Annotated in this window: 20 protein-coding genes; 5 read left to right on the top strand and 15 right to left on the bottom strand. The window is 62.8% G+C overall.

Features of this window, described 5'->3' with window-relative positions:
• Positions 1–134 precede the first annotated feature (134 nt).
• From AC3RCM_RS23115 to AC3RCM_RS23105, 3 genes are read left to right on the top strand one after another with little or no spacing between them, the layout of a single operon-like run.
• Entirely contained in the window at positions 135–1,676 is a 1,542-nt protein-coding gene (locus tag AC3RCM_RS23115; RefSeq protein ID WP_492629163.1) for an MFS transporter, read from the top strand.
• A gap of 28 nt (positions 1,677–1,704) precedes the next feature.
• Positions 1,705–2,766 carry an HlyD family secretion protein gene (locus AC3RCM_RS23110; protein WP_049587435.1) on the top strand — a complete coding sequence of 354 codons (1,062 nt, stop codon included), beginning with the start codon at positions 1,705–1,707 and terminating at the stop codon, positions 2,764–2,766.
• Entirely contained in the window at positions 2,763–4,217 is a 1,455-nt protein-coding gene (locus tag AC3RCM_RS23105) for an efflux transporter outer membrane subunit (RefSeq protein ID WP_492629162.1), read from the top strand. The genes AC3RCM_RS23110 and AC3RCM_RS23105 overlap by 4 nt, the downstream gene beginning before the upstream one ends.
• 234 nt (positions 4,218–4,451) lie before the next feature.
• Here AC3RCM_RS23105 and AC3RCM_RS23100 read toward each other — a convergent pair whose 3' ends face one another.
• A complete protein-coding gene (locus tag AC3RCM_RS23100) occupies positions 4,452–5,264 on the bottom strand; it encodes an SDR family oxidoreductase (protein ID WP_492629161.1) in 813 nt (270 codons plus the stop codon).
• A 125-nt stretch (positions 5,265–5,389) separates the two neighbouring features.
• Positions 5,390–5,854: a hypothetical protein gene (locus AC3RCM_RS23095; RefSeq protein ID WP_014592314.1), complete on the bottom strand. Its 465-nt coding sequence runs from the start codon at positions 5,852–5,854 to the stop codon at positions 5,390–5,392.
• 169 nt (positions 5,855–6,023) lie between these two features.
• Here AC3RCM_RS23095 and AC3RCM_RS23090 point away from each other — a divergent pair, with 169 nt between their 5' ends.
• Positions 6,024–6,476 carry a hypothetical protein gene (locus AC3RCM_RS23090; protein WP_492629160.1) on the top strand — a complete coding sequence of 151 codons (453 nt, stop codon included), beginning with the start codon at positions 6,024–6,026 and terminating at the stop codon, positions 6,474–6,476.
• Positions 6,477–6,515: 39 nt separating this feature from the next.
• On the opposite strand, the gene AC3RCM_RS23085 is transcribed toward AC3RCM_RS23090, so the two are convergent.
• The 13 genes from AC3RCM_RS23085 to yaaA all read right to left on the bottom strand — a co-directional run bounded on the left by AC3RCM_RS23085 (position 6,516) and on the right by yaaA (position 24,359).
• Positions 6,516–7,970 (bottom strand): mannose-1-phosphate guanylyltransferase/mannose-6-phosphate isomerase, encoded by a 1,455-nt coding sequence (locus tag AC3RCM_RS23085; protein ID WP_003251742.1) that lies wholly within the window; start codon positions 7,968–7,970, stop codon positions 6,516–6,518.
• A gap of 35 nt (positions 7,971–8,005) precedes the next feature.
• Positions 8,006–8,653: an alginate O-acetyltransferase AlgF gene (locus tag AC3RCM_RS23080; protein ID WP_492629159.1), complete on the bottom strand. Its 648-nt coding sequence runs from the start codon at positions 8,651–8,653 to the stop codon at positions 8,006–8,008.
• Between the two features lie 20 nt (positions 8,654–8,673).
• Positions 8,674–9,831 carry an alginate O-acetyltransferase gene (locus tag AC3RCM_RS23075; protein ID WP_003251747.1) on the bottom strand — a complete coding sequence of 386 codons (1,158 nt, stop codon included), beginning with the start codon at positions 9,829–9,831 and terminating at the stop codon, positions 8,674–8,676.
• An 11-nt stretch (positions 9,832–9,842) separates the two neighbouring features.
• Positions 9,843–11,300 (bottom strand): MBOAT family O-acyltransferase, encoded by a 1,458-nt coding sequence (locus AC3RCM_RS23070; protein WP_064490715.1) that lies wholly within the window; start codon positions 11,298–11,300, stop codon positions 9,843–9,845.
• Positions 11,301–11,498: 198 nt separating this feature from the next.
• The gene (locus AC3RCM_RS23065; RefSeq protein WP_492629158.1) at positions 11,499–12,602 is read right to left on the bottom strand and encodes a mannuronate-specific alginate lyase; all 1,104 of its coding nucleotides are present in this window, start codon (positions 12,600–12,602) and stop codon (positions 11,499–11,501) included.
• Positions 12,603–12,610: 8 nt separating this feature from the next.
• Entirely contained in the window at positions 12,611–14,050 is a 1,440-nt protein-coding gene (locus AC3RCM_RS23060; RefSeq protein ID WP_492629157.1) for an alginate O-acetyltransferase, read from the bottom strand.
• A 13-nt stretch (positions 14,051–14,063) separates the two neighbouring features.
• Complete coding sequence (algG, locus tag AC3RCM_RS23055) at positions 14,064–15,623, bottom strand: mannuronan 5-epimerase AlgG (protein WP_492629156.1); 1,560 nt, start codon at positions 15,621–15,623, stop codon at positions 14,064–14,066.
• A gap of 21 nt (positions 15,624–15,644) precedes the next feature.
• Positions 15,645–17,123 (bottom strand): alginate export family protein, encoded by a 1,479-nt coding sequence (locus AC3RCM_RS23050; protein ID WP_492629155.1) that lies wholly within the window; start codon positions 17,121–17,123, stop codon positions 15,645–15,647.
• Positions 17,120–18,565: an alginate biosynthesis TPR repeat lipoprotein AlgK gene (algK, locus tag AC3RCM_RS23045; protein WP_129932687.1), complete on the bottom strand. Its 1,446-nt coding sequence runs from the start codon at positions 18,563–18,565 to the stop codon at positions 17,120–17,122. The genes AC3RCM_RS23050 and algK overlap by 4 nt, the downstream gene beginning before the upstream one ends.
• 88 nt (positions 18,566–18,653) lie before the next feature.
• Complete coding sequence (locus AC3RCM_RS23040) at positions 18,654–19,820, bottom strand: PilZ domain-containing protein (protein WP_020193026.1); 1,167 nt, start codon at positions 19,818–19,820, stop codon at positions 18,654–18,656.
• Positions 19,821–19,857: 37 nt separating this feature from the next.
• A complete protein-coding gene (locus AC3RCM_RS23035; RefSeq protein ID WP_003251762.1) occupies positions 19,858–21,339 on the bottom strand; it encodes a glycosyltransferase family 2 protein in 1,482 nt (493 codons plus the stop codon).
• Between the two features lie 86 nt (positions 21,340–21,425).
• Positions 21,426–22,742 (bottom strand): nucleotide sugar dehydrogenase, encoded by a 1,317-nt coding sequence (locus AC3RCM_RS23030; protein ID WP_010952417.1) that lies wholly within the window; start codon positions 22,740–22,742, stop codon positions 21,426–21,428.
• A gap of 837 nt (positions 22,743–23,579) precedes the next feature.
• Complete coding sequence (yaaA, locus tag AC3RCM_RS23025) at positions 23,580–24,359, bottom strand: peroxide stress protein YaaA (RefSeq protein ID WP_010952418.1); 780 nt, start codon at positions 24,357–24,359, stop codon at positions 23,580–23,582.
• A gap of 136 nt (positions 24,360–24,495) precedes the next feature.
• Between yaaA and AC3RCM_RS23020 the strand changes: the two genes are divergently transcribed.
• A complete protein-coding gene (locus tag AC3RCM_RS23020) occupies positions 24,496–25,623 on the top strand; it encodes a polysaccharide deacetylase family protein (RefSeq protein WP_064490720.1) in 1,128 nt (375 codons plus the stop codon).
• Positions 25,624–25,805: the final 182 nt, after the last annotated feature.

The following is a 25,805-nucleotide window of genomic DNA, read 5'->3' as shown; positions in this document are numbered from 1 at the left end:
CGTGGGGCACGTGCGCATCCGCTGCCCGATTGCGTTTGACGCAATATAAAACTGCCAACAAGTCAGTTTTCGTAAGCATTCGACCTTTTTAGACTTGCTCCAGTCGCAAATTTTGTTGCCGGAGATGTCTGCCCATGAGTTCCCTGTCCGTCCCGTCTGCCGCCATGGCCGCCGCCCCTGCGCCGGCTGCGCCCGCGCAGGCTGCGTTCGGCCTGCAGGTAGTGGTCGGGTTGTTCGGTGTATTGCTGGCTGTGCTGTGCGCCGGCCTCAACGAGTCGGTAACCAAGATTTCCCTGGCCGATATCCGCGGCGCCATGGGCATCGGCGCCGATGAAGGTGCCTGGTTGCTGGCGGTATACAGCGCCGCTTCGGTCTCGGCCATGGCCTTTGCGCCGTGGCTGGCCACGACCTTCTCGCTGCGCCGCTTCACCATGAGCGCAGTGGGTCTGTTCGCCGTGCTTGGCCTGCTGCAACCGTTCGCCCCCAACCTGCACAGCTTGATGTTGCTGCGCGTACTGCAGGGCTTTGCCGCTGGCGCCTTGCCGCCGATGCTGATGAGCGTGGCCCTGCGCTTTCTGCCGCCAGGTATCAAGGTCTATGGCCTGGCCTGCTACGCCCTGACCGCCACCTTTGGCCCCAACCTCGGCACGCCGCTGGCGGGGCTGTGGACCGAATACGTCGGTTGGCAATGGGCATTCTGGCAGATCATCCTGCCGTCGCTGCTGGCCATGGTCTGCGTAGGCTGGGGGCTGCCGCAGGACCCGCTGCGCCTGGAGCGTTTCAAACAGTTCGACTGGCGGGGCGTACTGCTGGGCCTGCCCGCCATCAGTTGCACTGTGCTGGGCCTTTCGCTGGGCGACCGCTGGGGTTGGTTCGACTCGCCGCTGATCTGCTGGCTGCTGGGGGGTGGCCTGCTGTTGCTGGTGTTGTTCATGTACAACGAGTGGTCCGAGCCGTTGCCGTTTTTCCAGTTGCGCTTGTTGCAGCGGCGCAACTTGAGTTTCGCCTTGGTGACCCTGGCCGGTGTGCTGATCGTGCTCTCGGGTGTGGGCAGCATCCCCTCGGCCTACCTTGCGCAGATCCAGGGCTACCGCCCAGCGCAGACCAGCCCGTTGATGATGCTGGTGGCCATGCCGCAACTGATCGCCCTGCCGCTGACGGCGGCACTGTGCAACATCCGGGCAGTGGACTGCCGCTGGGTGCTGGGCATTGGCCTGGTGCTGCTGGCGGTGTCCTGTGTTGGCAGCAGCCTGCTGACCAGCGAGTGGATCCGTGGCGACTTCTACCCGTTCTACCTGCTGCAGGTGTTCGGCCAGCCGATGGCAGTGCTGCCGCTGCTGATGCTGTCCACCAATGGCATGACCCCGCAGGAAGGCCCGTTCGCCTCCAGCTGGTTCAACACCGTCAAGGGCCTGGCCGCCGTCATCGCCGGTGGCCTGCTGGATGTTCTTGGCACCCTGCGCCGGCATTTCCATTCCAATCACCTGGTGGACAGCCTGGGCAACGCCCCGCTGGTCGACGGCAACGCCGCCGGCCTGGCCAAGCGCATTCACGACCAGGCGCAGGTATTGACCTCGGCTGACCTCTATCTGGTGCTGGCCTGTATCGCCATGGCCCTGATCTGCCTGATTCCTTTCGTGCCTACCCGGGTCTATCCGCCGCGTGCGGTGGCTTGAACCCTGGATGATTTCGAGAACCATTGAAATGACCAACAACCGCAAAACCCTTTTCATCGGCTCGGTGCTGGCCGTGGCCGTCCTGGCCGGCATCGTCGGCCCCTGGATGTTTGGCAGCGATCACCGCCAGAGCACCAATGACGCCTATGTGACCGCCGACTACACCGTGGTCGCGCCCAAAGTCGCCGGTTTCATCAAGCAAGTGCTGGTGGAAGACAATCAGCAGGTCACGGCTGGCCAGTTGCTGGCGACCATCGACGCGCGTGACTACCAGGCCGCGCTGGATGCTGCGCAGGCGCAGTTACTGGTAGCCCAGGCACAAAGCGCCGATGCCCGCGCCACGCTTGAACGCCAGGACGCGCTGATTGCCCAGGCAGAAGCGGCAGTGAAGGCGGCCCAGGCTGAGGTGGCGTTCGCCGACCATGAAGTCAACCGCTACAGCCGCCTTGCCGAGCAGGGCGCGGGTACCGTGCAGAACGCCCAGCAGGCGCGCAGCGCGGTCGATCAAGCCCGTGCTCGCCTGGCCAACGCTCAAGCTGCGCGGGTGGCGGCGCGCAAGCAGGTGGACATCCTCACGGCTCAAGTGGCCAGCGCCGATGGCCAGCTCAAGCGTGCCGAAGCAGGCCTGGAAAAGGCCCAGCTCGATCTGTCCTACACCCGCATCACAGCGCCGGTGGACGGTATGGTCGGCGAACGCGCCCTGCGCGTGGGGGCCTACGTCAACCCGGGCGCTCGCCTGCTGTCGGTGGTGCCGTTGCAGCAGGCCTATGTGGTCGGCAACTTCCAGGAAACCCAGCTGACCCACGTACAGCCGGGCCAGCCGGTGCGCATCAGCGTCGACACCTTCTCCGGCGAAACCCTGCAAGGCCATGTGCAGAGCATTGCCCCGGCTACCGGCGTCACCTTCGCCGCAGTCAAGCCAGACAACGCCACCGGCAACTTCACCAAGGTGGTGCAACGCATTCCGGTCAAGATCGTTCTCGATGATGGCCAGCCACTGCTCACCCGCTTGCGTGTGGGCATGTCGGTCGAAGCCACCATCGACACGCGTGGCGACAAGCTGGACGGCAAAGAGGTAAGCGCGCGATGAAACCGGGATTACGCTTGAGCCCTTTGCTGCTGGCTGTGCTGCTGACCGGTTGCACCCTGGGCCCGGATTTCCAGCGCCCAGATAGCCAGGCCCCGCAGCAGTGGGCGCCGCTGCAAGGCGAGGCGGCGGCCAGCCAGCCGCAGGCCGAACCGCTTGAGCTGCGCTGGTGGGAAACGTTCCACGATGCCCGCCTGAGCGCGTTGATCCAGCGCGTTGCCGAACGCAACCTCGATCTGCAGATGGCCAGCGCGCGGTTGCTGCAAAGCCGTGCCCTGCGCAGTACCTTGGCTGCCGACGAAGTACCGTCGGTGGACGTGAACGCCGGTTACAGCCGCGCTCGTAACAGCGCCGATGGCTTGAGCGATCCGTCCGGCAAGGCCGGTAAAGAAGCCTTCAACCTCTGGCAGGGCGACCTGGTGGCCGGTTGGGAACTGGATCTGTGGGGCCGTGTGCGGCGTCAGGTCGAGGCTGCCGATGCCACGGTCGAAGTGGCCGAGAATGACCGCCGCGGTGTGCTGTTGGCACTGCTTTCGGAAACCGCCGGTAATTACATCCAGCTGCGTGCCGTGCAGCACACCCTTGAGGTGACGCAGGATAACCTCAGGGTCGCCCGGCACAGCCTGAAGTTGTCCCAGGACCGCCAGGCCGAAGGCGTTGCCACGCGCCTGGATGTGGCCCAGGCCAGCGCCCAGGTCGCGTCTATCGAGTCGCGCCTGCCAAGCCTGGAAGCGCGGCGTGATGACCTGATCAATGCCCTCAGCCTGCTCGCTGCCGAGCCGCCGCGCAGTCTCCAGGCCGAATTGCTGCAAGGCGGCGAGCTGCCTGCGCCGCAGCAGAAGTTTGCCATCGGCTTGCCGTCCGAACTGGCCGAGCGCCGCCCGGACATCCGCCAGGCCGAGGCCCGCCTGCATGCCGCCACTGCCAGCATTGGCGTGGCCAAGGCGGATTTCTACCCGAGTATCCGCCTGTCGGGCAGTGTCGGTTTCCAGGCCCTGCAGCTGTCGGATTTCGGTGGCTGGGATTCGCGCCGGTTTGCCTTCGGTCCACAGATGTCGCTGCCGATTTTCGAAGGTGGCCGGCTCAAGGGCACCCTGGAACTGCGCGAGGCGCAACAGCAGGAAGCCGCGCTGAACTATCGCAAGGTGGTGCTGGGGGCCTGGCATGAAATTGACGATGTGCTACGCCTGTACAACGCCAGTCAGTTGCGCCGTGATCACCTTGCCGAGGCCGTGCGGCAAAACCGTATCGCCCTGGAAACCGCCCAGCGCCAGTATGTGGAAGGGGCGGTGGACTTTCTCAATGTGCTGACGGTGCAAGGCGCGCTGCTGGCCAGCGAGGAGCAATGGATCGACAGCTCGGCCGCGGTGTCGCAGGCGCTGGTGGGGCTGTACAAGGCGCTGGGTGGAGGCTGGCAGGCGTTTGATGAGCCGCCGCCGAATGCTCACGGTTAGAGAGGACGCGCAGTATCTGGAGGGCGGGGTACTGCGGTCCATGGCATGATGCTTTACAGCCTGTACTGGCCTCTTCGCGGGTAAACCCGCTCCTACAGCGGCCTGTGTCCAACCACCGATGCGTGTGTGTAGGAGCGGGTTTACCCGCGAATACGGTAGCGGCGGCAACGGTGAACGGCGGGTGAAAATTGGCCAGCAGGCCCGGCCCTTTCGCGGGTACAGGCAGGCGATCACTCAGAGCGGGCGCAGCAGGCCAAAGCGCTTGCGCAGCGCCCAGTCCAGCAACCGCCGCGGCAGCAACCGTGCCATCAGCGGCAAGGCTGTACTGCCATTCCCCAAACGTACCACTGCGGGCGCCGGCGACTTGCCGACTGCTGCCAGCACGCCTTGGGCAAATACCGCCGCCGACGTTGGCTTGTCCTGCGATGCCCGCGCCCGTGCCTGCACATGCTCACGCAAAGGCCACCACGCCGAGTCTGCCGCCAGCACCTGTTCGGCCTGGCGCTGGGCATTGCTGGCGAACTGCGAGGCAATTGCGCCCGGCTGTACTTCCATTACCCGTACACCGAACGGTGCCAGTTCCAGGCGCAAGGCATCGCTCAGGGCATGCACAGCCGCCTTCGAGGCGCAGTACGCGCCAGCGAATGGCGTGACCAGTACGCCCGATACACTGCCGATATTCACCACCAGGCCGCGTGAGCGGCGTAGCAGCGGGAACAGCGCCCGGGTAACGCCGACCACGGCGAAGACGTTGGTTTCGAATTGCTGGCGCAGGGCGTCGACGCCACCATCGAGCAGTGGGCCCATGGCGCCGTAGCCGGCGTTGTTGATCAGGATATCGAGGGTCTCAAGTTCCTCTGCCAGGCGGGCCAGCGCCTTGCCATCGTTTACATCCAGCTGCCGGGCCGTGTAGCCGGCGGCACTCAGCTGCTCGACATCCTCAGGCTTGCGGGCGGTGGCCCAGACATGGTGGCCCGCATCGCGGAAGGCGTCGGCCAGGGCGCGGCCGATGCCGCTGGAACAACCGGTGATCAGGACGGTGGGCATGGTTGGGGCCTGTTGTCATGGAGGATTGGTTGTGTGGCCTGTGCCGGCCTCTTCGCGGGTAAACCCGCTCCTACACACCCTGCAGGAGCGGGTTGACCCGCGAAGAGGCCGGCATAGGCAACACATCAATTGGCAAATGTACCTTGCAGGCGTTCTGCGCGGAATTCCAGGGTCTGCGGCCGATACCCGGAACGCAGTGGCGGCAATGGCAGGCAGTCTTGCCACTCGGCCCCCGGCTGCAATTCACCTGGCCCTCGGTATCGCGGGGCGTTGTAGGTGTTCTCGGCCAGGTTCACGGTATCGCCCGGTGCGTACGCCGCCACGCGCCAGCGCAGTTCGGTCAGCGGCACGTCGTTGCCGTTCTTCATGCGTACCTGCAAGGCACGGTCGGCGGGGCAGTGTTCGGGGGCGTAGGTCAGACGCAGGTCCAGGCGCGCCAGTCGACTGCTTTCGCGGCTGTCTTGCCAGACGACGAACAAGGCCACCAGGCCCAGGCCACACACAGCCGCCAGGGAGATGGGAAGAGCCTTGGCTGGGTAACGCAACAACAACACCAGCCAGGTGAGGATCAGCAGGGCACCGATCAGCATCGCGTAATCGCCTCATTCGCGCGCAGGGATGGCTACAGCCTACCTAAAACCCAGCAGTCAGGTAACCGGTGAGCAACCATGCCACAAGCCAGACCTGGCAATACTGCGAGTAGTGGAAACGGTACATCCATTCTAGATTCCGCCATGCCTATTCAAAAGGAGCATGGCCATGAGTGACACATCGGTTGAGCAAAAACCTGTGCAAGAAATGAAAAAAACGCCTGCCAACGGCAACGTTACGGCTGTCATCAGCCTTGCGGGTCAAAAGGAGGATTTCGTTTCCGAGGGCGTGGACTACGGGAACGCTGAAAAATCAGCGTGGTTGTACGCCTACAAGGGGCAGGCCGAAGATGCGGACGTCTACATTGACTTCGATCTGGAACTACAGGAGGGCGTGAGGGATGTCGTTATCGGAGGTGAGGCGAACCGGGCGCTTGTTCACAAGCGCGGCACAACCTATGGCGGCTATGCGAAATCCGGGTGTATCCGGAAACTCGAAATGACTGCCACGAGCATCAGGGCTGAATCCTTCGAATTTGAAGGGGAGGATGATTTGCAGCGACCTTTCAAGGTGGTGGGTGGCCCATTCGACATCTACGTCATAGCCCCGAGCGGTGAGTGAGCAGGCTCGCCCCTGGTCAGCCCAGGGGCGAGTCAGCATTTACTGCGCGATGGTCTTTACCGAAACGCCGCGCTCGATGGGGGTGGACGTGCGCCCATACACATCCTCGAAGCGCTCGATGTCATCCTCGCCCAGGTAGCTGCCGGACTGCACTTCGATGATCTCCAGCGGGATCTTGCCCGGGTTGCGCAAACGGTGCACCGAAGCGATGGGGATGTAGGTCGACTGGTTCTCGGTCAGCAGGAACACGTTCTCGTCGCAGGTCACCTCGGCGGTACCGGATACCACGATCCAGTGCTCGGCGCGGTGATGGTGCATCTGCAGCGACAGGCTGGCGCCCGGCTTGACGGTGATGTGCTTGACCTGGAAGCGGCCGCCCATGTCCACCGAGTCGTACGAGCCCCACGGGCGATACACTTCCAGGTGGTTCTGGGTTTCCGTGCGGCCCTGTTCGTCGAGGGTCTTGACCATCTGCTTGACGCCCTGGACCTTGTCCTTGTGGGCAATCATCATGGCATCCTTGGTCTCGACCACCACGATGTTCTCCAGGCCGATCACCGACACCAGTTTGCCGTTGCCGTGGATCATGCAGTTGCGGCTGTCTTGAACCACCACGTCGCCCTTGGTGACGTTGCCGTTGTCGTCTTTCTCGTGCACTTCCCACAGCGACGACCAGCAGCCTACATCGCTCCAGCCGGCCGACATCGGCACCACGCAGGCACGCTGGGTTTTCTCCATCACCGCATAGTCAATGGAATTGTCCGGGCAGCAGGCGAAGGTGGCTTCGTCGATGCTCAGGACATCGCCGTCTTCCTGGCTGCGCTCCAGGGCCAGTACGCAGGTATCGTAGATGTCGCCGTCGTGCTTTTTCAGCTCTTCGAGGAAGCGGCTTGCGCGGAACAGGAACATACCGCTGTTCCAGAAGTAACCACCGGCCTGGACGAACTCGGCCGCGCGTTTTTCGTCGGGCTTCTCGACGAACTGCGCAACCCGCGCCACGCCTTCGGGCAGCAGCGCATCCTGGCTGGAACGGATGTAGCCGTAGCCGGTTTCCGGCTTGGTCGCTGGCACGCCGAACAGCACCATCTCGCCACGCTCGGCGGCCACGGTGGCCAAGGCCAGGGCACGTTGCAGGGCTTTCTGGTCATCGATCACATGATCGGCAGGCAGCACCAGCATCAGCTCGTCGCGGCCTTCGTTTACCAGCTTCATGGCAGCCATGGCCACGGCCGGCGCGGTGTTGCGGCCGAACGGTTCCATGAGGATGCCTTGGGTTTCCAGCTTCAGTGCGGCCAGTTGCTCCTGGACGATGAACTTGTGGTCCTTGTTACAGACCACGATCGGGGTGTCCATGCCCTCGAATACAAGGCGCTCGATGGTTTGCTGGAACAGCGTGTGCTCACCGGTCAGGGCCAGGAACTGTTTGGGGAACTGCTTGCGCGACAGAGGCCACAGACGGGAACCGCTACCACCAGAAAGAATTACCGGGATCATCATGTTTCTCCAATAGTCGTTGAGAGGCAGGGGAATCAGTTGCTAGCCACGGGGCGAGTTACCCACACCGGCGACAAGGTGTTGCCGGAACCCGTTACGTACAGCACTGCGGCTTCGCCGCGCTCCAGGGCGACGGGTTTCACGTCACCCACTTTCTTGTCTCCTTGGTACAGCGCCAGGTTGACCTTGACCGGGTTGATTTCGCGTTCGCCACGGCCGTTGGCGGCCACCGGCTTGACCACTTCGGTCTTGCCGTCGGCGGTTTTCAGGGTCAGTTGCTGGTCGCTCAGGTTCTGCACGCGCACCAGGGCTTTCTGCTTGTTCTTGAACGGTGGTTCTTCGATCAGTTTCGGGGTGCCGGTGTTGCTGTTGACCAGGGTGTAGTACTTGTCCGAGGCCAGCTTGACCGGCACGCTCTTGCCGCCGACCTGGGCGGTGTAGTCGCCGCCTGGCAGGAAGCTGAAGTCGCTGCTGGCCTGTGCGCCAACCTGTTTGATCTGGGTGTTGCCGACCGACGCGGCGGCCGGTGCGCTGGTCGCGTTGTACAGGCGTACGAAGGTCGAGCCTTTCGGCGCGCTTGGGCCATACAGTGCGGCGTCGGCACCGGCGAAGGCCTGCATCGAAGCAAGGGAAAGGCCGGCCGCGAGGGTGAGGGCTTTGGCAATGGAAGTCTTGGTAGTCATGTGCGTTTCCTCTCTATCAGTCAGTGGTCTGTCCGGGTGGACGACAAGGCCAGGTTTTCTTCGGATTTACGGGAGTTTTTCAGCTGCGCGATCCACTGCGGATCGAAGCTGCTGAGGTCGTTTTTCATTGGCAGATAACGTTCGGGGAATTCCCACACCACCACTTGTGGTGCGGCGTTTTTAAAGGCATCGCTTTGCAGGTACTTGAGCATCGGCAGTAGCGGGCCATGGCCGTCTTCGGCGTAGTTGGCGACGTCACTGCGCAGGGCCTGCTGCAGCGCGCCGAGGAAGTTCCAGTGCGGGTTGGCGCTGTAGCTGGTGCCTACCAGTGCAACCGGGATCTGCTTGTCGGCGAACAACGCGTCGCCGGCGTCACCCTCGGCATCGACCGGCCGGGTGGTGCGTTTCTGCAGGTTGTCCGGGGCTGGCAGCAGGTTGCTGAACAAGGGGTCCAGTGGCAGGAAGTTGGTCAGGTCGCCCTTGTAGGGGGCGGTATTGCCGGCTTCGGTGATGAAGGCTTGTGGGTCGCCGTTGAGCAGGCTCTGGCGGCTGACCGCTTCGGCCAGCGCCTGCGCTGCCACTTCGGCACCCATAGGCGTCCAGTGGGTATCGGTACGCAGGAACACCTGGCCGCGGGCCTTGGCCTGCTCCATCGGTGCCATCAGGTCCGGTGCGAACACGTTGGCCTGGCGTGCCTGGGCATGGAACTGGTTGTACAGGTCGTCATGCAGGCTGGCAGGCCGCTCTTTGCCCAGGTACTCGGCGTAGACCCGCGCCTTGGCCGGCACGATCGCCAGCACCAGCTGGCTACCGTGTTGCTGCAGGGTGTCGCGTACGCCACGGATCAGTGCCAGGTTTTCCTGCATCAATTGCTCGGCACCGGCGGTGGGCTTGAATTCTTCGTCGCTGAACAACCACTGGTCGCGGCCCAGTACCACACCCGGGCGGCCTTCGTTGAACAGCTTGAAGTCCATTGCCGCCCACAGGTTGGTGCCCAGGCGCTTGATCGGGAACTCGGCGTCGTAGTGGGTCTCGGCGGCCTTGGCCAGCTTGCCGTTGAGCAGGGTCATCTGCTCGGTGCGCTGGAAGCTCTGCAGGCCACCGGTGGACCAGGCGCCCATGCCGACAAGCAGGCCGAGGAACGACAGGGAGTAGGTGATGCGTAATGTCCGGGTCATGGTCATCAACCTCAGAACTGGAAGTAAAGGAACGGCGAGTAGCTTTGCGCCGAAAGCTTGAGGATCGAGGCGACGAACAGCAGCAGGATCAGTGCGCGAGTCATCACCCGGGTCCAGTCCAGGCCGATCGAGCCGTCAGCGTTGATCTGCACCGGGGTCGCCTTGGGCGTCGGCCTGGCATTGCGGTAGAAGTCGCGCAGGCCGAAGAACGCCAGGGTGAGGTAGGCGATGACCAGGGTGGCCACCTGCAGACCGGTGAGCTGGGCGCGGTTGAGCTCCGACAGCTGCCAGTCGCCGAAGCTGAACATGGCGCCGTACATACGGGCGGCCACATGCAGGTTTTCGGCGCGGAAGATCACCCAGCCGACCACCACCAGCAGGAAGGTGAAGGCCCACTTCACCGGGTTGAAGCGCTGCGGGTTGGTGTCGAGGCCCAGCGCGCGCTCGATGGCCAGCCACATGCCGTGCCAGGCGCCCCAGATGATGTAGGTGAAGTTGGCACCGTGCCACAGGCCGCCCAGCAGCATGGTCAGGAACAGGTTACGGTAGGTATTGAAGGTGCCTTTACGGTTACCGCCCAAGGTGATGTACAGATAGTCGCGCAGCCAGGTCGACAGGCTGATATGCCAGCGCCGCCAGAACTCGGTGATCGACTGGCTGATATAGGGCTGCTTGAAGTTTTCCATGAAGCGGAAGCCCATCATCAGGCCCAGGCCGATGGCCATGTCGCTGTAGCCGCTGAAGTCGAAGTACAGCTGTGCGGTGTAGGCCAGGGCGCCGAGCCAGGCATCGCCCGTGGTGGGGTTTTGCAGGGCGAAGCAGTGGTCGGCGACCACGGCCAGGGTGTCGGCGATGAACACCTTCTTGATGAAGCCCTGCATGAAGCGGGTGCAGCCTTCGGAGAACTTGTCCAGGGTGTGGGTGCGGTTGTTGAACTGGTCGACCAGGTCCTTGAAGCGCAGCACTGGGCCTGCGATCAGGTGCGGGAAAATCGCCACGAACGCTGCGAAGTCGATCAGGTTGCGGGTAGCCGGGGTGTCACCGCGGTATACGTCGATGATGTAGCTGATCGACTCGAAGATGTAGAACGAGATACCGATCGGCAGCAGCACGTGGGTCAGAATGAATGGCTCCAGGCCAAACGACGTCATGATCGCGTTCAGGCTGTCGACGCCGAAGTTGGCGTACTTGAAGTAGCCGAGTATCGCCAGGTCGACACCCACACCGAGCAGCAGCCAGCGCTGCGCCGGCTTGGTGCGCACACCGGCGGCACCGACTTTCAGGCCGATCCAGTAGTTCCACAGGGTGACGCCGGCGAACAGTGCCAGGAAGTCCACCCGCCACCAGGCGTAGAAGATGTAGCTGGCGACCAGCAGCAGCAGGTTGCGATAACGTTGCCCGCTCAAGTAGTACAGGCCGAGGAAGATCGGCAAGAACAGGAACAGGAACACGTTGGACGAGAAGACCATCCCGGTTCTCCTAATTTGTTCACAGCATCCAGGGCAAAGCGCCCCCCAAACCCCCCAGTGCAAGACTGGAAGGCAACTTAGATCCCTGTGGGAGCGGGCAAGCCCGCGAACAAGGGCGAAGCCCTTGCCATGCACCGCGGTGGCTTCTTCGCGGGCATGCCCGCTCCCACAGGTTCCGCCCCCACAATGGGGGTCAATTCATTTCTTGCTCTCTGCACTCGGGTCATAGACCCGGGTCACATCGCCCCCCAGCCGGAAGCTGTTGAACGGCTGCATGTCGTGCTTGCGCTCAAGCGTGTCGCCAACGCAGTGGTACAGCGCACACCAAGGCTCGAGCCAGGAGTACTTGCTGTCGACCTTGAGGTCGGTCATGTCCTGTTTCTTGCCCGCCCGCGCCTTGAAGTGGCTGGGATCGCGGGCGCCGGCCAGCACGCCTTCACCCAGGCGCTGCAAGGCGAAGTTGTTCTCGGCGCGCAGGTCGACGCCATTGGCCTGGGCGAAGCTGGCAATCATCGCCAGCGGCGGCAAGGCGTAGTTGTGATAGGCCAGCGCGCGCTGATTGCGCTTGATTTCGTTGGGCAGGAAGCCCTGGTCATCCACCTGGTTGGCGCCCACCTTGTATTCCTTCACGGCCCAGTCGAACAGGTCGCGACGGTCGGTGGCGACGGCGGTAGCCATGACCGACCAGGCCGCCCAGTAGCTGTGGTTGTTGATCTTCTCCAGCGGCAGGTCGCTCCAGTCACGCACAGTCTGCTCGGCCAGGCGGGTGAGCCATTTTTCGATCAGGTCGGCCTCGGCCTGGTGTGCCGCCAGCGGCTGCGAGTTGGAGAATTTCAGCCGCAACCATGAACCGCTCATGCTGCCCAGCGCCCATTTGCGCATCGACTTGCCGGTATGGTTGTAGTCGGTGGACAGCAATGCACCGGCGCGTGCCCAGGTGCCCAGCCACGTCAGGGTGCAGTCGAGTTGCGCCGGGCGGCCGTCGCGCATGTACTGGCCGACCATCTTGCTCACGCCTTTTTCAAGCGTGGTGATGTCTTCGGTCGACTTGCGGAAGGCCTTTTCCGAGGCTGCGTTGAGCGTTGCCCGTGCCTTGTCTGAGCCTTCGTACTTGCTGCGAAACTGCAGCGGGCCGGTGTATGGCTTGGGCGCCGCTTCGCAGCGGAAGTTACCCTCACCGGTCTTGAGCTTTTCGATCCCTTGGTAGTAACCCTGCGGCGGTACCAGCGCGGCGTGCGCGGCACCACCAAACAAGGCCAACGCGAGCAGGGCGGGGCTGGAAATTCGCTTGAAAATGGTCATGGGTCGCCTCACTGGCCAGCCTGCGCGGTCTGCGCAGGCACGGCGAAGTTGTTGCGTTTGCAGAGCTTGGCTTCGACCTTCTGGGTGCCGCTTTCCGGCCCCTGTACCTCGAACGCCAGCAGGCTCTGGCTGGCCCAGTCCTCGTCTTCGCGCATCTGGAAGACGAAGCGGCCGTCGGTGTCGGAGGTTTCCGGTTTTTCCAGCTTGATGTCCTCGTGGCGGCCGTTGAGGTACCAGAGGGTGGCCTGCAACACCTTCACCGAGGGGTCTTCGAACTTGACGTCCATCTGCAGGTTGCGGTTGATCAGGTCTTTGATCACGCCGCCCTTGCCGTTGACCATCAGCTCGTTCTTGCCAGGCTTGAGGGTGGTGCTGGCGCTCATCAGGGCTGGGCGGTCGTCGCAGCCGTCGTCGAGCAGGCCAAGGATTTGCCGCCAGATGGTTTCCTGGTCCAGGCGGTACAGCGGGGAGAATTCCCAGATCAGGATCTTCGGCGGGTTCTTCTGGAATTCCTCGCTGCCCAGGTACTGGATCATCGACCCTTCCAGGCCACCGCCTGGGAAAGCGACGTTGAGCACGTCGGCGCCGATGTATTGCTCGAGGAAGCCCGAGAAGTTGTAGTTCTTGCCACTGTGGCTGGTACCGACCAGGGTGATCTGCGCGTTGCCGCTGTCACCGAACAGGTCGTCGCCGCCGCTCGCGCCTTTCGGCTCGGTGGCGAACTGGTCCATGTACTGGACGGCGTAGCTGGTGCCGCACAGTTGGCCGGCAACGTTGTGCAGGGTGCCGGTCTTGCCCATGCGCCCGGACTTCCTGGTCTCGAATTCCTTGCGCGGGATGCCTTCGAAGGCCGGCATCTTGTGCACGGTGTCCGCCACGATCTTCGCCGCGCGCTCGGCACCGTATGGCGTCCAGTGCTGGTCGCCACGGAAGTAGAAGTCCTTGCCCTGGTCAGCGGCGGCCAGTTGCTCGTTGGTCAGCGGTGACAGGTCGGGCACGTTGTAGCCCATGCTGGCGAAGCGCTTGAGCATGGCCTGGTAGTTGCCCAGGGCCTTCTGGTAGTCGAACGCGGCTTTTTCGGCCGGGTTGAGCATGTTGCGGTTCACCAGGCCACGGGTCGGCTGGTACACCACCACCAGTTCCACACCACGTTTCTTGAACGCGTCGTGCACTTGCTGCAGGCGTTTGTAGCCGGCCGGGGTGGTGTTGAACTCGGTGCGCAGGTCTTCGCGGGTGCGGAACAGCCAGTCGCCCTGGGCCTGCACCAGCGTGGTGAAGTTTTGCTGATAGCGGGTGGTGTAGCGGCTGGCATCGTGCGCTTCAGGGCACAGCTGGCAGCACGGCTCGGCGCTGAAGGTCGGGGCCTTTACGTCTTCGGCGCGCACGCCCTGGCTGATTGCCAGAAGGGCGGCGGACAGGCCCAGCAGTTTCATCAGGTGTGGAGTCATGGTCTGGGCTTCCTTAATCGATCATTTCGGTCTGGCGTTCGACCGGGTCGATCAGCACAGCCTTCTGCTGGCGTACCAGCAGGTCGAGGATTTCGTCCTGGCGCTCGCCCAGCACACCATTGAGGCTGATGCCGCTGGCCTTGCGTGGGGCGAGCATGGACACCTTGTACAGCTCGACCGACAGCGGCGAGTCGATCGACAGCGGGCCGGAGCCGTTGGCCGACAGCTCGCCACCCACCACGATCAGCGACACCTTGGTGTCGAACGGGTCGAGGGCGATGTCGCGGTCGGTGTCGGACAGGTCCTTGATGTGGCCGTATACGCCGACCAGGCCGTTGGCCATGGCGACGTTTTCATACAGGCGGATGTTCACGCTGTTACGCACGCGGATGCCGTGGCGGCGGTTGTTGACCAGCTTGTTGCCCCAGATCAGGTTGTCGCCGCTTTCGTACAGGGTGATGCCGTCGGTGTGGTTGCGGTAGATCTCGTTGTAGGCCACCAGGTTGTTGACGCTGTTACGGTCGATCACCACGCCCGAGAGCTTGTTGTCGTAGCTCTTGTTGTTGATGATCCAGCTGTCGTTGACCTCACGCGAAACGATGATGCCGTGCTTCTTCTTGGTGCCGTACACCGTGTTGCCGGCGATGATCAGGCGATGCGAACGGTCGTGCGGGTCGATGCCGTAGACGATGTTGTCGCGGTAGGTGCTGTCCTTGATCACGAAGTCCTGGGTTTCGTAGCAGTAGAAGCCGTACCACATGTCGCTGAACTCCGAACCGATGATCCAGCCGGTGGGCTCCGGGCGGCCCATGCGCTTGGCCATGTTCGGCGTGTACTGCGAGATGCTTACGCCATACGACTTGGACTTGGCGTAGCCGAAGCTGGCCATCTTCGTATTGACGATGTAGGTCTCGGTGCCGCCCCACGACAGCAGGAACGGGCGGAATTCCTTGGGCGAGCGGAAGGTCGCCGGGCCGTTGTCCTTTTCCCGCCAGCCGGTCACCTGGGTGTCGGTTACGAACAGCTTGCCGTCATTGACCAGAAATGCGCCGCCCTCCTGGGACAGGCGCAGCTGATTGACCTTGCCGTCGATCTCGAGGATGCCCTTTTGCCCGACCACGATCGGCAGGCGTGCCAGGTAAACCCCAGGCTCGACTTCGCTGAAGTACTGTTTGGGCACCTTCTTGCTCAACTCGGTCAGGTCGACATGGCCGTCATCGACGAAGATCGCCTGCGGGATGCCGTGCTGGCGCTGCACCCACTCGGCGGCCTTGTTGTCGCCGCCGACGAACTCCTTGAGGGTGTCCTCCTGGAACATACGGCGCAGGCTGACCTTGCCCTTGTGGCGGCGGTCGATTTTCTTCTGCACCGCCTCGGCCGTGAAACCGGTGAGGTCGGGCAGCTTTGGCGGGTCCATCTGCAGCGGTTCGATCGGTGCGCTGGCCACCGTATAGGTCTTGGCCTGCTGCAGCTCCTTGGCGATCACCTGGGGCTCTGCGGCAGTGGCCAGGCCGCTTGCCAGCAGCAAGGCACTGGCCAACAGGCTGTGACGTAAGTGCGGGTGAAGGTTCATCACGGTCAGTCCCCTACGGCCTCAGAAGCGCCAGATGACGTCGACGAAGGCGCGGTGCATGTACGAGTCCGCTTCCTTGCCGTAGGCGTCGCCCGGCTTGAATACACCGGCACGCAGGCGCACCAGGGCTGACGGCTCGTCGATTGCCTGGCTCATCGAAGCCGGCAGCAGGCCTTGCTTGAAGTACTTGGTCACGACCACGTCCATTTCCTGGCCAAGGTCCTTCTCGCCGTCGACCAGCTGACGGTTCACGCCGTTGTCGTCGACCACCGCGTTGATACCGCTGGAGCCGATGTTCTGGTTACCGTCGACACGCCAGAACTTGTGGTAGATCAGGCTGGCGTCATAGTCGTCACGCAGCTGCCACGAAGCGAACAGGGTGGCGGCCTGCAGGTTGCCCAGTTCGCCGCGGAAGGCTTCGCCGAAGCGGTGCACGCGCGAGCGGGTGCCGGTGAAGTTGGAGCGGTTGCTCTCCAGGCCGGTCTGCTCGAAGTTGTTCGAACCGTCATCGCCGCCGCCGCCGCTACCGCGGGCGTAGGCAGCGCCGACCTGCCATTGCGGGTCCAGGCGCAGGCGGATACCGAGGTCGGTTGCCCAGGCGTTGACGTCACCGCTCTGCTTGCCGGTGGCGACCTGGTCGTCGCCCACCTGCTGGGTGCTCAGCTTGTCGCGGTCACCGGTCAGCCAGGTGACGCTGCCCCAGTAATTCACGGTGTGGTCGTTGCGCCAGTTGTAGGCGTCGCTGTTGGCCTCCAGACCCAGCCAGGTGAGGTCGCCAGTGCGGGTCTTGTCCAGCGCGTCGACCATTTCGCCGGGGCTCTTCAGGCTGCCGCTGTCATGTGTGTGGTGAGCGCGCAGGCCAACCCAGTGGCCAGGGGTCCACTGCGTGGCGACGTTGCCGTAGATGTGGGTGCGGTCCTTGTCTTCCGGCGCCAGCTCGGTGAGGTCGGTGCGGTATTCGCTGAAACGCTGGGCTACGCCAAGGTCGGCCTTGAGCAGCGTGGTGTCGAAGGTCCAGTTCAGCGCTTCGATGTTGGTATCGCGCCACATGCCATCGTCGCTGCGCAGGCGCTGGCGACCGAAGCGCAGTTGCTCGCCGGGGTAGGCGGTAAGGCCGCTGTAGCCGACCCAGAACTCGCGCATGGCCAGGTAGCTTTTGTCTGGTTGACGGCTGTCGTCGCCGGTGTCGGTGCTGGTGCCGTCGTCGTTCTGGCGCAAGGTGTCGGTTTCGATGGTGTCGGTCGCAGCGACTGCCTGGCCCATGGCGTAGGCACTCCAGTTACCGCGCTCGCCATACACCCACGGGCGCAGATCCAGACCCAGGCCGTTGACGTCGCCGCCAGAGCGGGTGCCGAGGTCACGGTCGTCTTCCGACTGGCCGGTGATTTTCACGTCCAGGCCGAAGTTTTTTTCAGCGGTCATTTCCGCCAGGGTCGGGCAGGACCACAGCAGGGCGAAGCTCAGGCCGATGCCGGCTTTCACGAAGGGATTGAGCGTCATAGCGAGTCCTCACCGTCTACTTCTTTTTCGTCGTCTTGCAAGGCTTCGAGGGCCAGGGTGCTGTTCGCGCCCTGCGCCATGCTGCCGCGTGCACGCTTTTCCTGGTCCAGCAGTTGCTGGGCCTGGTTGCGCTGGTCAGGTGTCAGTTGCTGGTCGAGCTGCTGCAGCAGTTCGGCTGATTGCGGCGTCGGGTTGGCCTGCGACAGCTGGGCGAACACCCAGGCGTTGCCCGGTTGCGGGCGGATGCCGTGACCCTCGCTGAACAGCTGGGCCAGGGCATAGTCGGCGCTGTTCTGCCCGCCACGGGCGGCGGCCAGCAGGTGGTCGACGGCCTTCTGCGGCTCGACATTGCCCAGGTAGCCGCGGCGGTAAAGCTGGCCCAGGTAGTAATGGGCGCTGATCTCACCGGCTTCGGCTGCGGCTTGCAGGTGCTGCTCGGCTTTTTGAGCGTCGGCTGGCAGGGTTTTGCCTTCGTAGTACAGACGGCCCAGCAGCAGTTCGGCGCGGGGCTGTTCAGCTTCGCGGCCTTTGTCGATGTAAGCCATCAACTGGTCGGTGTCGCCCAGTTCGGGGAAGTCGTATACCAGCTGTGCCAGGCTGACCCAGGACGCCGGGTTGGCCGGGGCTACTTGCTCGAGCAGCTCCTTGGCGGTTTTTTCGTCGGTCTGGCCAAGGCTACGGTCGGCCAGCACCCGGGCCACGCTGTCAACCCGGGTGGCCGGTACGGCGCCACGGGCATAGGCGGATTTCAGCTGGCCGAGCAGGGCGGCTTGCTGATCGGCCTGGCCACGTTTCTGGTACACGGTGGCCAGTTCGACGTAGCAGATGTCGGTGGTGTTCAGCGCGGCCTTGCAAATCTTTTCCACTTCACCCAGGTGCTGGTCATAGGTGCCCTGGGTGCGGTACAGCAGCACCTGGGCCAGGCCCGCTTCCGGGTTGCCGGCGGCGCGCCACTGGTCGATCTGCTGCTGCGCGTTGACCTTGGGGAAACTCTGCGGGTAGCTGAGGTAGAGCATTGCCAGCGGAATCAGGGTATTGCTTTGGCCCTGTTGCGCGGCCTGCTTGAGCAGGGTTTCGGCTTCCTCACGTTCGGCCTGGGTGCTGTCCGGCTTGGCCACCAACAGGCGGCCAAGGCGTGCCTGGGCGCGTGGCGACGTGGCGGCCGCAGCGCGATAGGTGGCCTCGGCTTCCTTGATTTGCGAGGGGTCGCGGGTGGCCACCTTGATGTCCGCCAGGCCGACTTGCGCTTCGCTGTAGCCCAGGTCGGCCAGCGCCTTGTAGTTGCGCTCGGCCAATGCCGTGTCACCGCGCTTCATGGCCTCGTTGGCCAGGCGCTGGTCGGGCAGGCCGGCACAGCCGGCCAACGTGATGGCGGCGGCCAGTGCACACAATCCCAGATTCACGCGGACCCTGTGGGAGCGGGCAAGCCCGCGAATTGGCATGGCCGACGATGCTGTCCCTGCTGGCCTCTTCGCGGGCATGCCCGCTCCCACAGGATAGGTGTTGGTATCAGAGATCATTGTCCGTCCCTCACAGGCCACGGGCCACGGCTTTGTCGATCAGCCAGTTCAGCGATGGGCCACGGTCGCTGTTGACCGAGGCCGGGCGGCCGGCCAGTTCGGCGGGCAGGCCGCTGTCTGGCTTGATCTGCACGCGGATGTCGGAGGACAGGTCTTCGCTGTTGAGGCTGGTGCTGCTGACGATCTGACCGGTGCGCACTTCGTCTTCGCCGGCCACCTGGAAGTTGACCCGGGTACCCGGCTTGACCTCGTCGAACTGGCGGTAGCTGAAGCGCGCCTCGACCATCGGGGTGGTGGTGCGTGGGATCAGCTGGAAGATTGGCTGGCCCTTGGCGGCGTACTGGCCGTCGTCCACCAACTGGCGCGCGACCACGCAATCGCAAGGGCTGGTGAGGGTGCCGGACAGCTGCTTGCCGAACAGTTCCTCGATCTTCGCCGGCTCCAGCTGTGCGTCTTCAAGGTTGCCCTTGAGCATGTCCAGCATGCTGGTGGTGAAGCTGGCCAGTGGCGCGCCCTTGGCGATCTGCCCACCGCTTTCGACCAGGCTGCTTACGGTACCGTCGCGCGGCATGGTGACGTTGGTGGTTGGCACTGCGACCACACCGGCTTCGGCGTGGCTGACGAAATACATGCCATACAACGATTTGGCGACGAAGCCGAAGGCCGCAACGCCGACCACGAACACGCCCAGTGTGACGGTGACTGCCTTGAAGCGGCCGAAGGCGCTCAGGCCCGACCCACCGTCCTTCTGCTTGCGCGCCTTGGTGAAGTTGTCACGCTGCAGGGTGCTGAGGACGTCGCCGATGCTGATCAGCTCACCCGACAGGTGGCTGGTGATGATGTGCCGCAACGTGGCGATGTCGCGAGGTTCAAGGTTCTGGAACTGCGCACCGATACGGCCATTGTCCGGGTTGTACGAGCGCACCTGGAACTCGATGTCCATCGACAGGCCCAGGTTGTCGACCACGAACTGCAGGCGCCCGCGCAGCACATCGCCCACCGACTGCGGTTGCTTGGCGTGGAAGCTCAGGCCGCCGGCAGAAAGGTCTTCGACCTTGACTTCGTGGACCTGGCGCTGGGCATCCAGGAACCGCAGCTTGGCGGGAATGCGTACCCGGGCGTGTTGGCGCTGGGCTTCGGACTCATGCACGACATTGACGTTCACGGCGGTATTCATGGTGGTTTGTTCCTGTTAGATCCGATCCGGGTTGGGCTCACACGACCATGAACAGCACAGCAACGAAGATGCTGGCAGCCGAGAAGGTCATGGTCCGCGAGGACCAGGTGTTGAACCATTGTTGAAAGCTGGCGAGGTCACGCTTGAGGGCAGTGGGCTGACGCGTCCACGACTGCTTGTCGAGGCGGAAGAACACGTAGATCTTCATCAGCGCGCCGATGATCTGGTTGTAATAGAGAATCAGCGGGTAGGCCGGGCCTACGTTGTGGCCGGAGCACAGCAGCATGATGGTGAGGATCAGGCGGGTGATGCCGATCCACAGCAGGTACACCAGCAAGAAGGCCATGCCGAACTTGAGGCTGGCGATCACCGCCACGGTCAGGCCCAGGAGGCTGGTCCACATCGACACGCGCTGGTCGAACAACACGATGCTGGTGAACAGCCCCAGGCGACGCAGGCCAAGGCCCAGTGCCCGTGAGTTCTGCCGCAGGTTGTTGCCGTACCAGCGGTACATCAGCTTGCGGCTGGCCTTGAGGAAGCTTTTTTCCGGCGGATGCTCGACCGTGTTGATGGCGGCGTCCGGCACGTAGAAGGTGTCGTAGCCCAGGCGCATCAGGCTGAACCAGCTGGACTTGTCGTCCCCGGTAAGGAACTTGAAGCGGCCCAGGCGCCAGTGCATCAGCGAGTCGCTTTCGACGTCGGCGATGAACTCGGGGTTGGTCACCACGCTGGCGCGGAACATCGACATGCGCCCGGTCATGGTAAGCACGCGCTTGGACAGGGCCATCGAGCACATGTTGATGTGGCGCTGGGCGAAGCGCAGCTTGTGCCACTCGCTCATGATGTAGCCGCCGCGCACTTCGCAGAATTCATTGGTGGTCAGGCCGCCCACATTGGGGAACAGCTTGAACCACGGCACGGTCTTGCGCACCACGCCGTCGGCCAGCACGGTGTCACCGTCGATCACCGCCACCACGGCGTTCTCGTCCGGCAGCATGCGCGAGATGGCGCGGAAGCCGTAGGCCAGGCCATCGCGCTTGCCGGTACCGGCAATACGCACGATGTCCAGCTTCACGTGGGCCGGCGGGTTGTACTTGGCCCACAGGCTCTTCACCAGCAGTTCATCGGACATTTCCACCAGCGAGCAGACCACGGTGGTGGGGAAGCCGCAGTTGATCGCCTCGCGGATCACCGAGCTGTACACCTGGGCGGTGGTCAGCGCTTCGATACGGAAGCTGGTGACCATCAGGTAGACATGCGACGGGTCGGTGGCATTACCCATTTTCTGCACCTTGCGGCGCAGGTACGGGTACACGCCGTAGAGGAAGATCATGCCGCGGATGAAATGGGTGGCGCCCATGGAGTAGCGCCAGATGCCGACTGCGCCGACCAGGAAGATGAAGTGCTTCGACTGCGAGTCGAAGATATCAGCTGGCAGGGCCAGGGCGATCAGCATGAGCAGGCTCATGTAGAGCAGCCACCCGGCGCACTGCAACAGCACTGTCTGGAGCCTTTGCATGTTCAGCATCCGTCGAGAATTCGGGAAAGGGTGGGCAGCGAGGAGGCGGCTCTTGTCGAGTGCCTCGTCGCTGCCCGGCCGGGCACTTACCAGCAGATGCCTTCGGTACGGGCGGTGGTGCTGGTCGGTTTGTTCATGAAGCCGACCAGGTCGATCACCTGCTTGCCGGCTGGCGCTTGCAGGGCCAGCGCACGGAACTGCTCGTCACGGTTGCCGAGGACGATGATGTCGGCGTTGTCGATCACCTGCTGCAAGTTGGCGTTGAGCAGCGACGACACGTGCGGGATCTTCGACTCGATGTAATCCTTGTTGGCGCCGTGAACACGGGCGTACTGGACGTTCTCGTCGTAGATGTCCAGCTGGTAGCCCTTGCCGATCAGGCGCTCGGCCAGTTCCACCAGCGGGCTTTCGCGCAGGTCGTCGGTGCCGGCCTTGAAGCTCAGGCCCAGCAGGGCGACCTTGCGCTTGTCGTGGGCTTCGATCAGCTCGAAGGCGTTCTGCACCTGCGATTCGTTGCTGCGCATCAGCGAGTCGAGCAGCGGCGCACGGACATCGAGGCTGGCGGCGCGGTAGGTGAGGGCGCGTACGTCCTTGGGCAGGCAAGAGCCGCCGAAGGCAAAGCCAGGGCGCATGTAGTACTGGGACAGGTTGAGGACCTTGTCCTGGCAGACCACGTCCATCACTTCGCGGCCATCGACGCCCACGGCCTTGGCGATGTTGCCGATTTCGTTGGCGAAGGTGACCTTGGTGGCATGCCATACGTTGCAGGTGTACTTGATCATCTCGGCCACTTCGATCGGCTTGCGGATGATCGGGGCGTCGAGCTCTTCGTACAGGGCCTGGAGGATGTCACCGCTGGCGCTGTCCAGTTCGCCGATGACTGTCATCGGTGGCTGGTCGTAGTCCTTGATGGCGGTGCTTTCACGCAGGAATTCCGGGTTGACCGCCACGCCGAAGTCGACGCCGGCCTTCTTGCCCGAGCAATCTTCGAGGATCGGGATGACCACGTTCTTGACGGTGCCAGGCAGCACGGTGCTGCGCACCACGATGGTGTGACGGCGGGTGGTGTCACGCAGCACGTAGCCGATTTCGCGGCACACGGACTCGATGTACTCCAGGCCCAGGTCGCCGTTTTTCTTGCTGGGGGTGCCCACGCAGATCATCGACACATCGCTGGCACGGATGGCTTCGGCGAAGTCGGTAGTGCCGCGCAGGCGGCCATTGGCGATGCCCTGTTGCAGCAGTGCTTCCAGGCCAGGTTCGACGATGGGCGACTTGCCCTGGTTGATCAGGTCGATCTTGGTGCTGGACACGTCCACACCGATCACTTCATGGCCACGCGCCGTCAGGCAGCCTGCACAGACTGCACCCACATAACCCAAACCAAAGATGCTGATACGCATCGCTATCACCTCATGTGTTTATCACGCCGACGCCTCCGCAGAGAGCCGGGCTGGGTTGATTAACAACAGTTTTCGGGCGCACGGATCCATGGCGAATGCACACTTCGCCGAGCGCAGGCAAAATAAATCCGGAACGCAAAAAGTTATGCGCTCAAAGTTGGCACTCAATAGCCATTCATTAAAAAACGTGCCCTGAAATGCAGCCGTCTTTATTGCAATGCGTTACTTGGCGCGTTGCTGTGCTTGTTTTTTCAAGTGAATAAATCCTTTGAAATCAACCACTAGGACGATTTGTAAGGGGCGCGTCTCTCCTGCATGGACAAGGTCTTCGGAGGTTTCCGTGATCCCTGTCGATTTTCTCATGGCGGGCAGTGGATACCCGCTGCTGTCATCTGTAAGTCATCTCTCACAGCCCGTAGGCAGGAAAATCGTTACGGCACTATGAGCGATTGGCTTTGGCAGAAGTTCCTGAGCCCGTTTCGCCCGAATGAAAGATTTCTAAATATTTATTCAGTTGCGGACAGTTTCAAATTGATAGCACGTGGGTGTTTCACCCCCGTGTATAAAGGACGTAACTGTTGCGAGATATTTTTATGCCAGCATCTGAAAAATTTTTTCGGAATTCGTCAAAAAAGGTATGAACGGTCTTATGGCGTTTGGCGATAAAGGGAGGTGTGACGGATTTTTGGCGTCGGATTCGTGGCGTGATGGCGGTTTGCAGCGTGCCCTGTTGCAGGGCAGAGAGGGGGGCAGAGCTGCTGGCCTCTTCGCGGGTGAACCCGCTCCTACAGGTAGCGCATTACCTGTAAGAGCGGGTTTGGCCGTGAAGGGGCAGGCTCACTCCGCGGGGTGATCGCGCAGGAACACCAAATGGTCCGGCTTGGACTGCTCGGCACTGTAGTAGTACCCCTGAGCATCAAACTGCTTGAGCTGTTCCGGGGTGCTGATGCGCTGCTGGATGACGAAGCGGCTCATCATGCCGCGGGCTTTCTTGGCGTAGAAGCTGATGATCTTGTACTGGCCGTTTTTCTGGTCCTTGAAGTCGACGTTGATCACCCGGGCCTTCAGTGCACTGCGTTTCACTGCACTGAAATACTCGTTACTGGCCAGGTTCAACAGCACGTCATCGCCTTGGTCGGCCAGGGCCTGGTTCAGCCATTCGCTGATGCGCGTGCCCCAGAAGGCGTACAGGTCCTTGCCGCGGGCGTTGGCCAGCTTGGTGCCCATCTCCAGGCGGTAGGGCTGCATCAGGTCGAGCGGGCGCAGCAGGCCATATAGGCCCGAAAGCATGCGCAGGTGGCCCTGAGCGTAGCTGAAGTCGTCTTCACTCAGGCTCTCGGCATCGAGGCCGGTGTACACGTCACCCTTGAACGCCAGCAGCGCCTGCTTGGCATTGGCCGGGGTGAAGTCTGGGGTCCAGCTGCCAAAGCGCGCAGCATTCAGGCCGGCGAGCTTGTCGGACAGGTGCATCAGCTCGCTGATCTGCGCCGGCGACAGTTCGCGCAGCTGCTGGATCAGGGCCTGGGATTCATCCAGGTACTGGGGCAGGGTGAAACGCTCGGTCACTGGCGGGGTGTCGTAGTCGAGGGTCTTGGCGGGGGAAATCACCGTCAGCATCGGGTCGGCTCCTGGCATCGTTGGCCGAGGATTCTACGGGGTGGGCGGTACAAGTCCAAACTATGGCGACGATAGTCACAGCCCATGGTCGGTGCAGACGCTATAGTTCGCGTTTTGTCGTTGCGGAGCCTCCACTGTGCGCATTGCTTCTGCCTTGCTGGCCGGCCTGCTGAGCCTGGCCGTGCAAGCCGCCCCTTCACCCCAGGTCAGCCTGGACCGCAGCCTGTGGCCCGAACAGCTGGACAGCCCGGCGCTGTTCGATGTGGCCTCTCGGGCAGAAATCCTTTCGTTCGCTCAAGCGCTGCACGAAAGCGAGTTGCTGGATGACGCAAGCCTGGCGGCCCGGCTGGGGTTGCGGCAGATCAACCTGCAGAAGGTGCGCCAGGTTCGTGCGCGCATGTGGCAGCGGTTGTGGGAGGGTTATCAACAGGCGCAGCGCAGCTGTGAGCAGGACGCATCATTCTGCTACCCGGTTACGTCCATGGCGGAGTTGCGCACACAAGCGGCGACGTTCGCTGCCGATGTCGGTGCGTTCTATACCGGCTGGATCGAGCCGAGCCACCAGTTCCATGTCCGCTATCTGGACGAGCAACTGCGCAAGGCGGCGTTGCTGCCGCAGACCAGCAGCGAAATCGAGCGGCTGTCTTCGCGTGAGCGCAAGGGTGACGAACTGAACGACCGCATGTTCCTGCTGACCTTTGTCGGTGGGCCCGGGCCCGAGGGGGGCAGTACGGATCTACTCACCGATTACCTGCGCCGGCAAAAGCTCGAAGGCACGTTCTTCACGCTTGGTAACCGCTTGCAGCAACGCCGTGATGGCGCGGCGGCAAACGCCTTGCGCCAGCTCTATGACGGGCAGTGCGTGGGTATCCAGGGGTGGGAATACCGCTCCCATGCGCAGTGGACCGACTGGCAGGATTCGCTGCGGCGCAGCCAGGCGCGGGTGCAGGCTGATCTGCCCGAGCAGTATGTGCCGCTGTTCCGCCCACCTTATGGCCAGCGCCGGGCTGACGGCGAGGCGTTCATGGTCCGCCAGCAGTTGCGGGTATCGTTGTGGGACATCGATGCCCAGGATGACGGTGCATTGAGCGCAGAGGCGTCCGCACAGCGCGTATTGACCCTGATGCTGTTGTGGCGCAAGGGCGTGATCCAGTTTCATGACAGCCTTCCCAAGGCGCAGCCGGCGGTGGATTGGCTGTTGCGCAATACCGCGCAAAGCGGCATCGGCTGGGAGGATTGCCGGGAATATGGATACCGCGAATAGAGGGTATGACTTCTGAGCGTAGTCCCCTCTGACGCTGGCGCCAAGGCCTCTTCGTCAATCGGAAAAATAAACTTCAAAAATGCGTAAAAGTGCTTTTTTCGGTCATGGTTTTTGCGGTATGAAGAAACCAGACAGCCGATTCCTGCAGCACAGGTGGCGTCATCCAGGCCCACCTAGCCAGG

The sequence above is a fragment of the Pseudomonas sp. GW823-FHT05G12 genome (assembly GCF_058795575.1).
This window is presented reverse-complemented; position numbering and strand designations above follow the sequence as displayed.

Coding starts and splice junctions, on each gene's coding strand:
- AC3RCM_RS23115 (WP_492629163.1), top strand. CDS start 135: ATGAGTTCCCTGTCCGTCCCGTCTGCCGCCATGGCCGCCGCCCCTGCG.
- AC3RCM_RS23110 (WP_049587435.1), top strand. CDS start 1,705: ATGACCAACAACCGCAAAACCCTTTTCATCGGCTCGGTGCTGGCCGTG.
- AC3RCM_RS23105 (WP_492629162.1), top strand. CDS start 2,763: ATGAAACCGGGATTACGCTTGAGCCCTTTGCTGCTGGCTGTGCTGCTG.
- AC3RCM_RS23100 (WP_492629161.1), bottom strand. CDS start 5,264: ATGCCCACCGTCCTGATCACCGGTTGTTCCAGCGGCATCGGCCGCGCC.
- AC3RCM_RS23095 (WP_014592314.1), bottom strand. CDS start 5,854: ATGCTGATCGGTGCCCTGCTGATCCTCACCTGGCTGGTGTTGTTGTTG.
- AC3RCM_RS23090 (WP_492629160.1), top strand. CDS start 6,024: ATGAGTGACACATCGGTTGAGCAAAAACCTGTGCAAGAAATGAAAAAA.
- AC3RCM_RS23085 (WP_003251742.1), bottom strand. CDS start 7,970: ATGATCCCGGTAATTCTTTCTGGTGGTAGCGGTTCCCGTCTGTGGCCT.
- AC3RCM_RS23080 (WP_492629159.1), bottom strand. CDS start 8,653: ATGACTACCAAGACTTCCATTGCCAAAGCCCTCACCCTCGCGGCCGGC.
- AC3RCM_RS23075 (WP_003251747.1), bottom strand. CDS start 9,831: ATGACCCGGACATTACGCATCACCTACTCCCTGTCGTTCCTCGGCCTG.
- AC3RCM_RS23070 (WP_064490715.1), bottom strand. CDS start 11,300: ATGGTCTTCTCGTCCAACGTGTTCCTGTTCCTGTTCTTGCCGATCTTC.
- AC3RCM_RS23065 (WP_492629158.1), bottom strand. CDS start 12,602: ATGACCATTTTCAAGCGAATTTCCAGCCCCGCCCTGCTCGCGTTGGCC.
- AC3RCM_RS23060 (WP_492629157.1), bottom strand. CDS start 14,050: ATGACTCCACACCTGATGAAACTGCTGGGCCTGTCCGCCGCCCTTCTG.
- algG (WP_492629156.1), bottom strand. CDS start 15,623: ATGAACCTTCACCCGCACTTACGTCACAGCCTGTTGGCCAGTGCCTTG.
- AC3RCM_RS23050 (WP_492629155.1), bottom strand. CDS start 17,123: ATGACGCTCAATCCCTTCGTGAAAGCCGGCATCGGCCTGAGCTTCGCC.
- algK (WP_129932687.1), bottom strand. CDS start 18,565: ATGCCAATTCGCGGGCTTGCCCGCTCCCACAGGGTCCGCGTGAATCTG.
- AC3RCM_RS23040 (WP_020193026.1), bottom strand. CDS start 19,820: ATGAATACCGCCGTGAACGTCAATGTCGTGCATGAGTCCGAAGCCCAG.
- AC3RCM_RS23035 (WP_003251762.1), bottom strand. CDS start 21,339: ATGCAAAGGCTCCAGACAGTGCTGTTGCAGTGCGCCGGGTGGCTGCTC.
- AC3RCM_RS23030 (WP_010952417.1), bottom strand. CDS start 22,742: ATGCGTATCAGCATCTTTGGTTTGGGTTATGTGGGTGCAGTCTGTGCA.
- yaaA (WP_010952418.1), bottom strand. CDS start 24,359: ATGCTGACGGTGATTTCCCCCGCCAAGACCCTCGACTACGACACCCCG.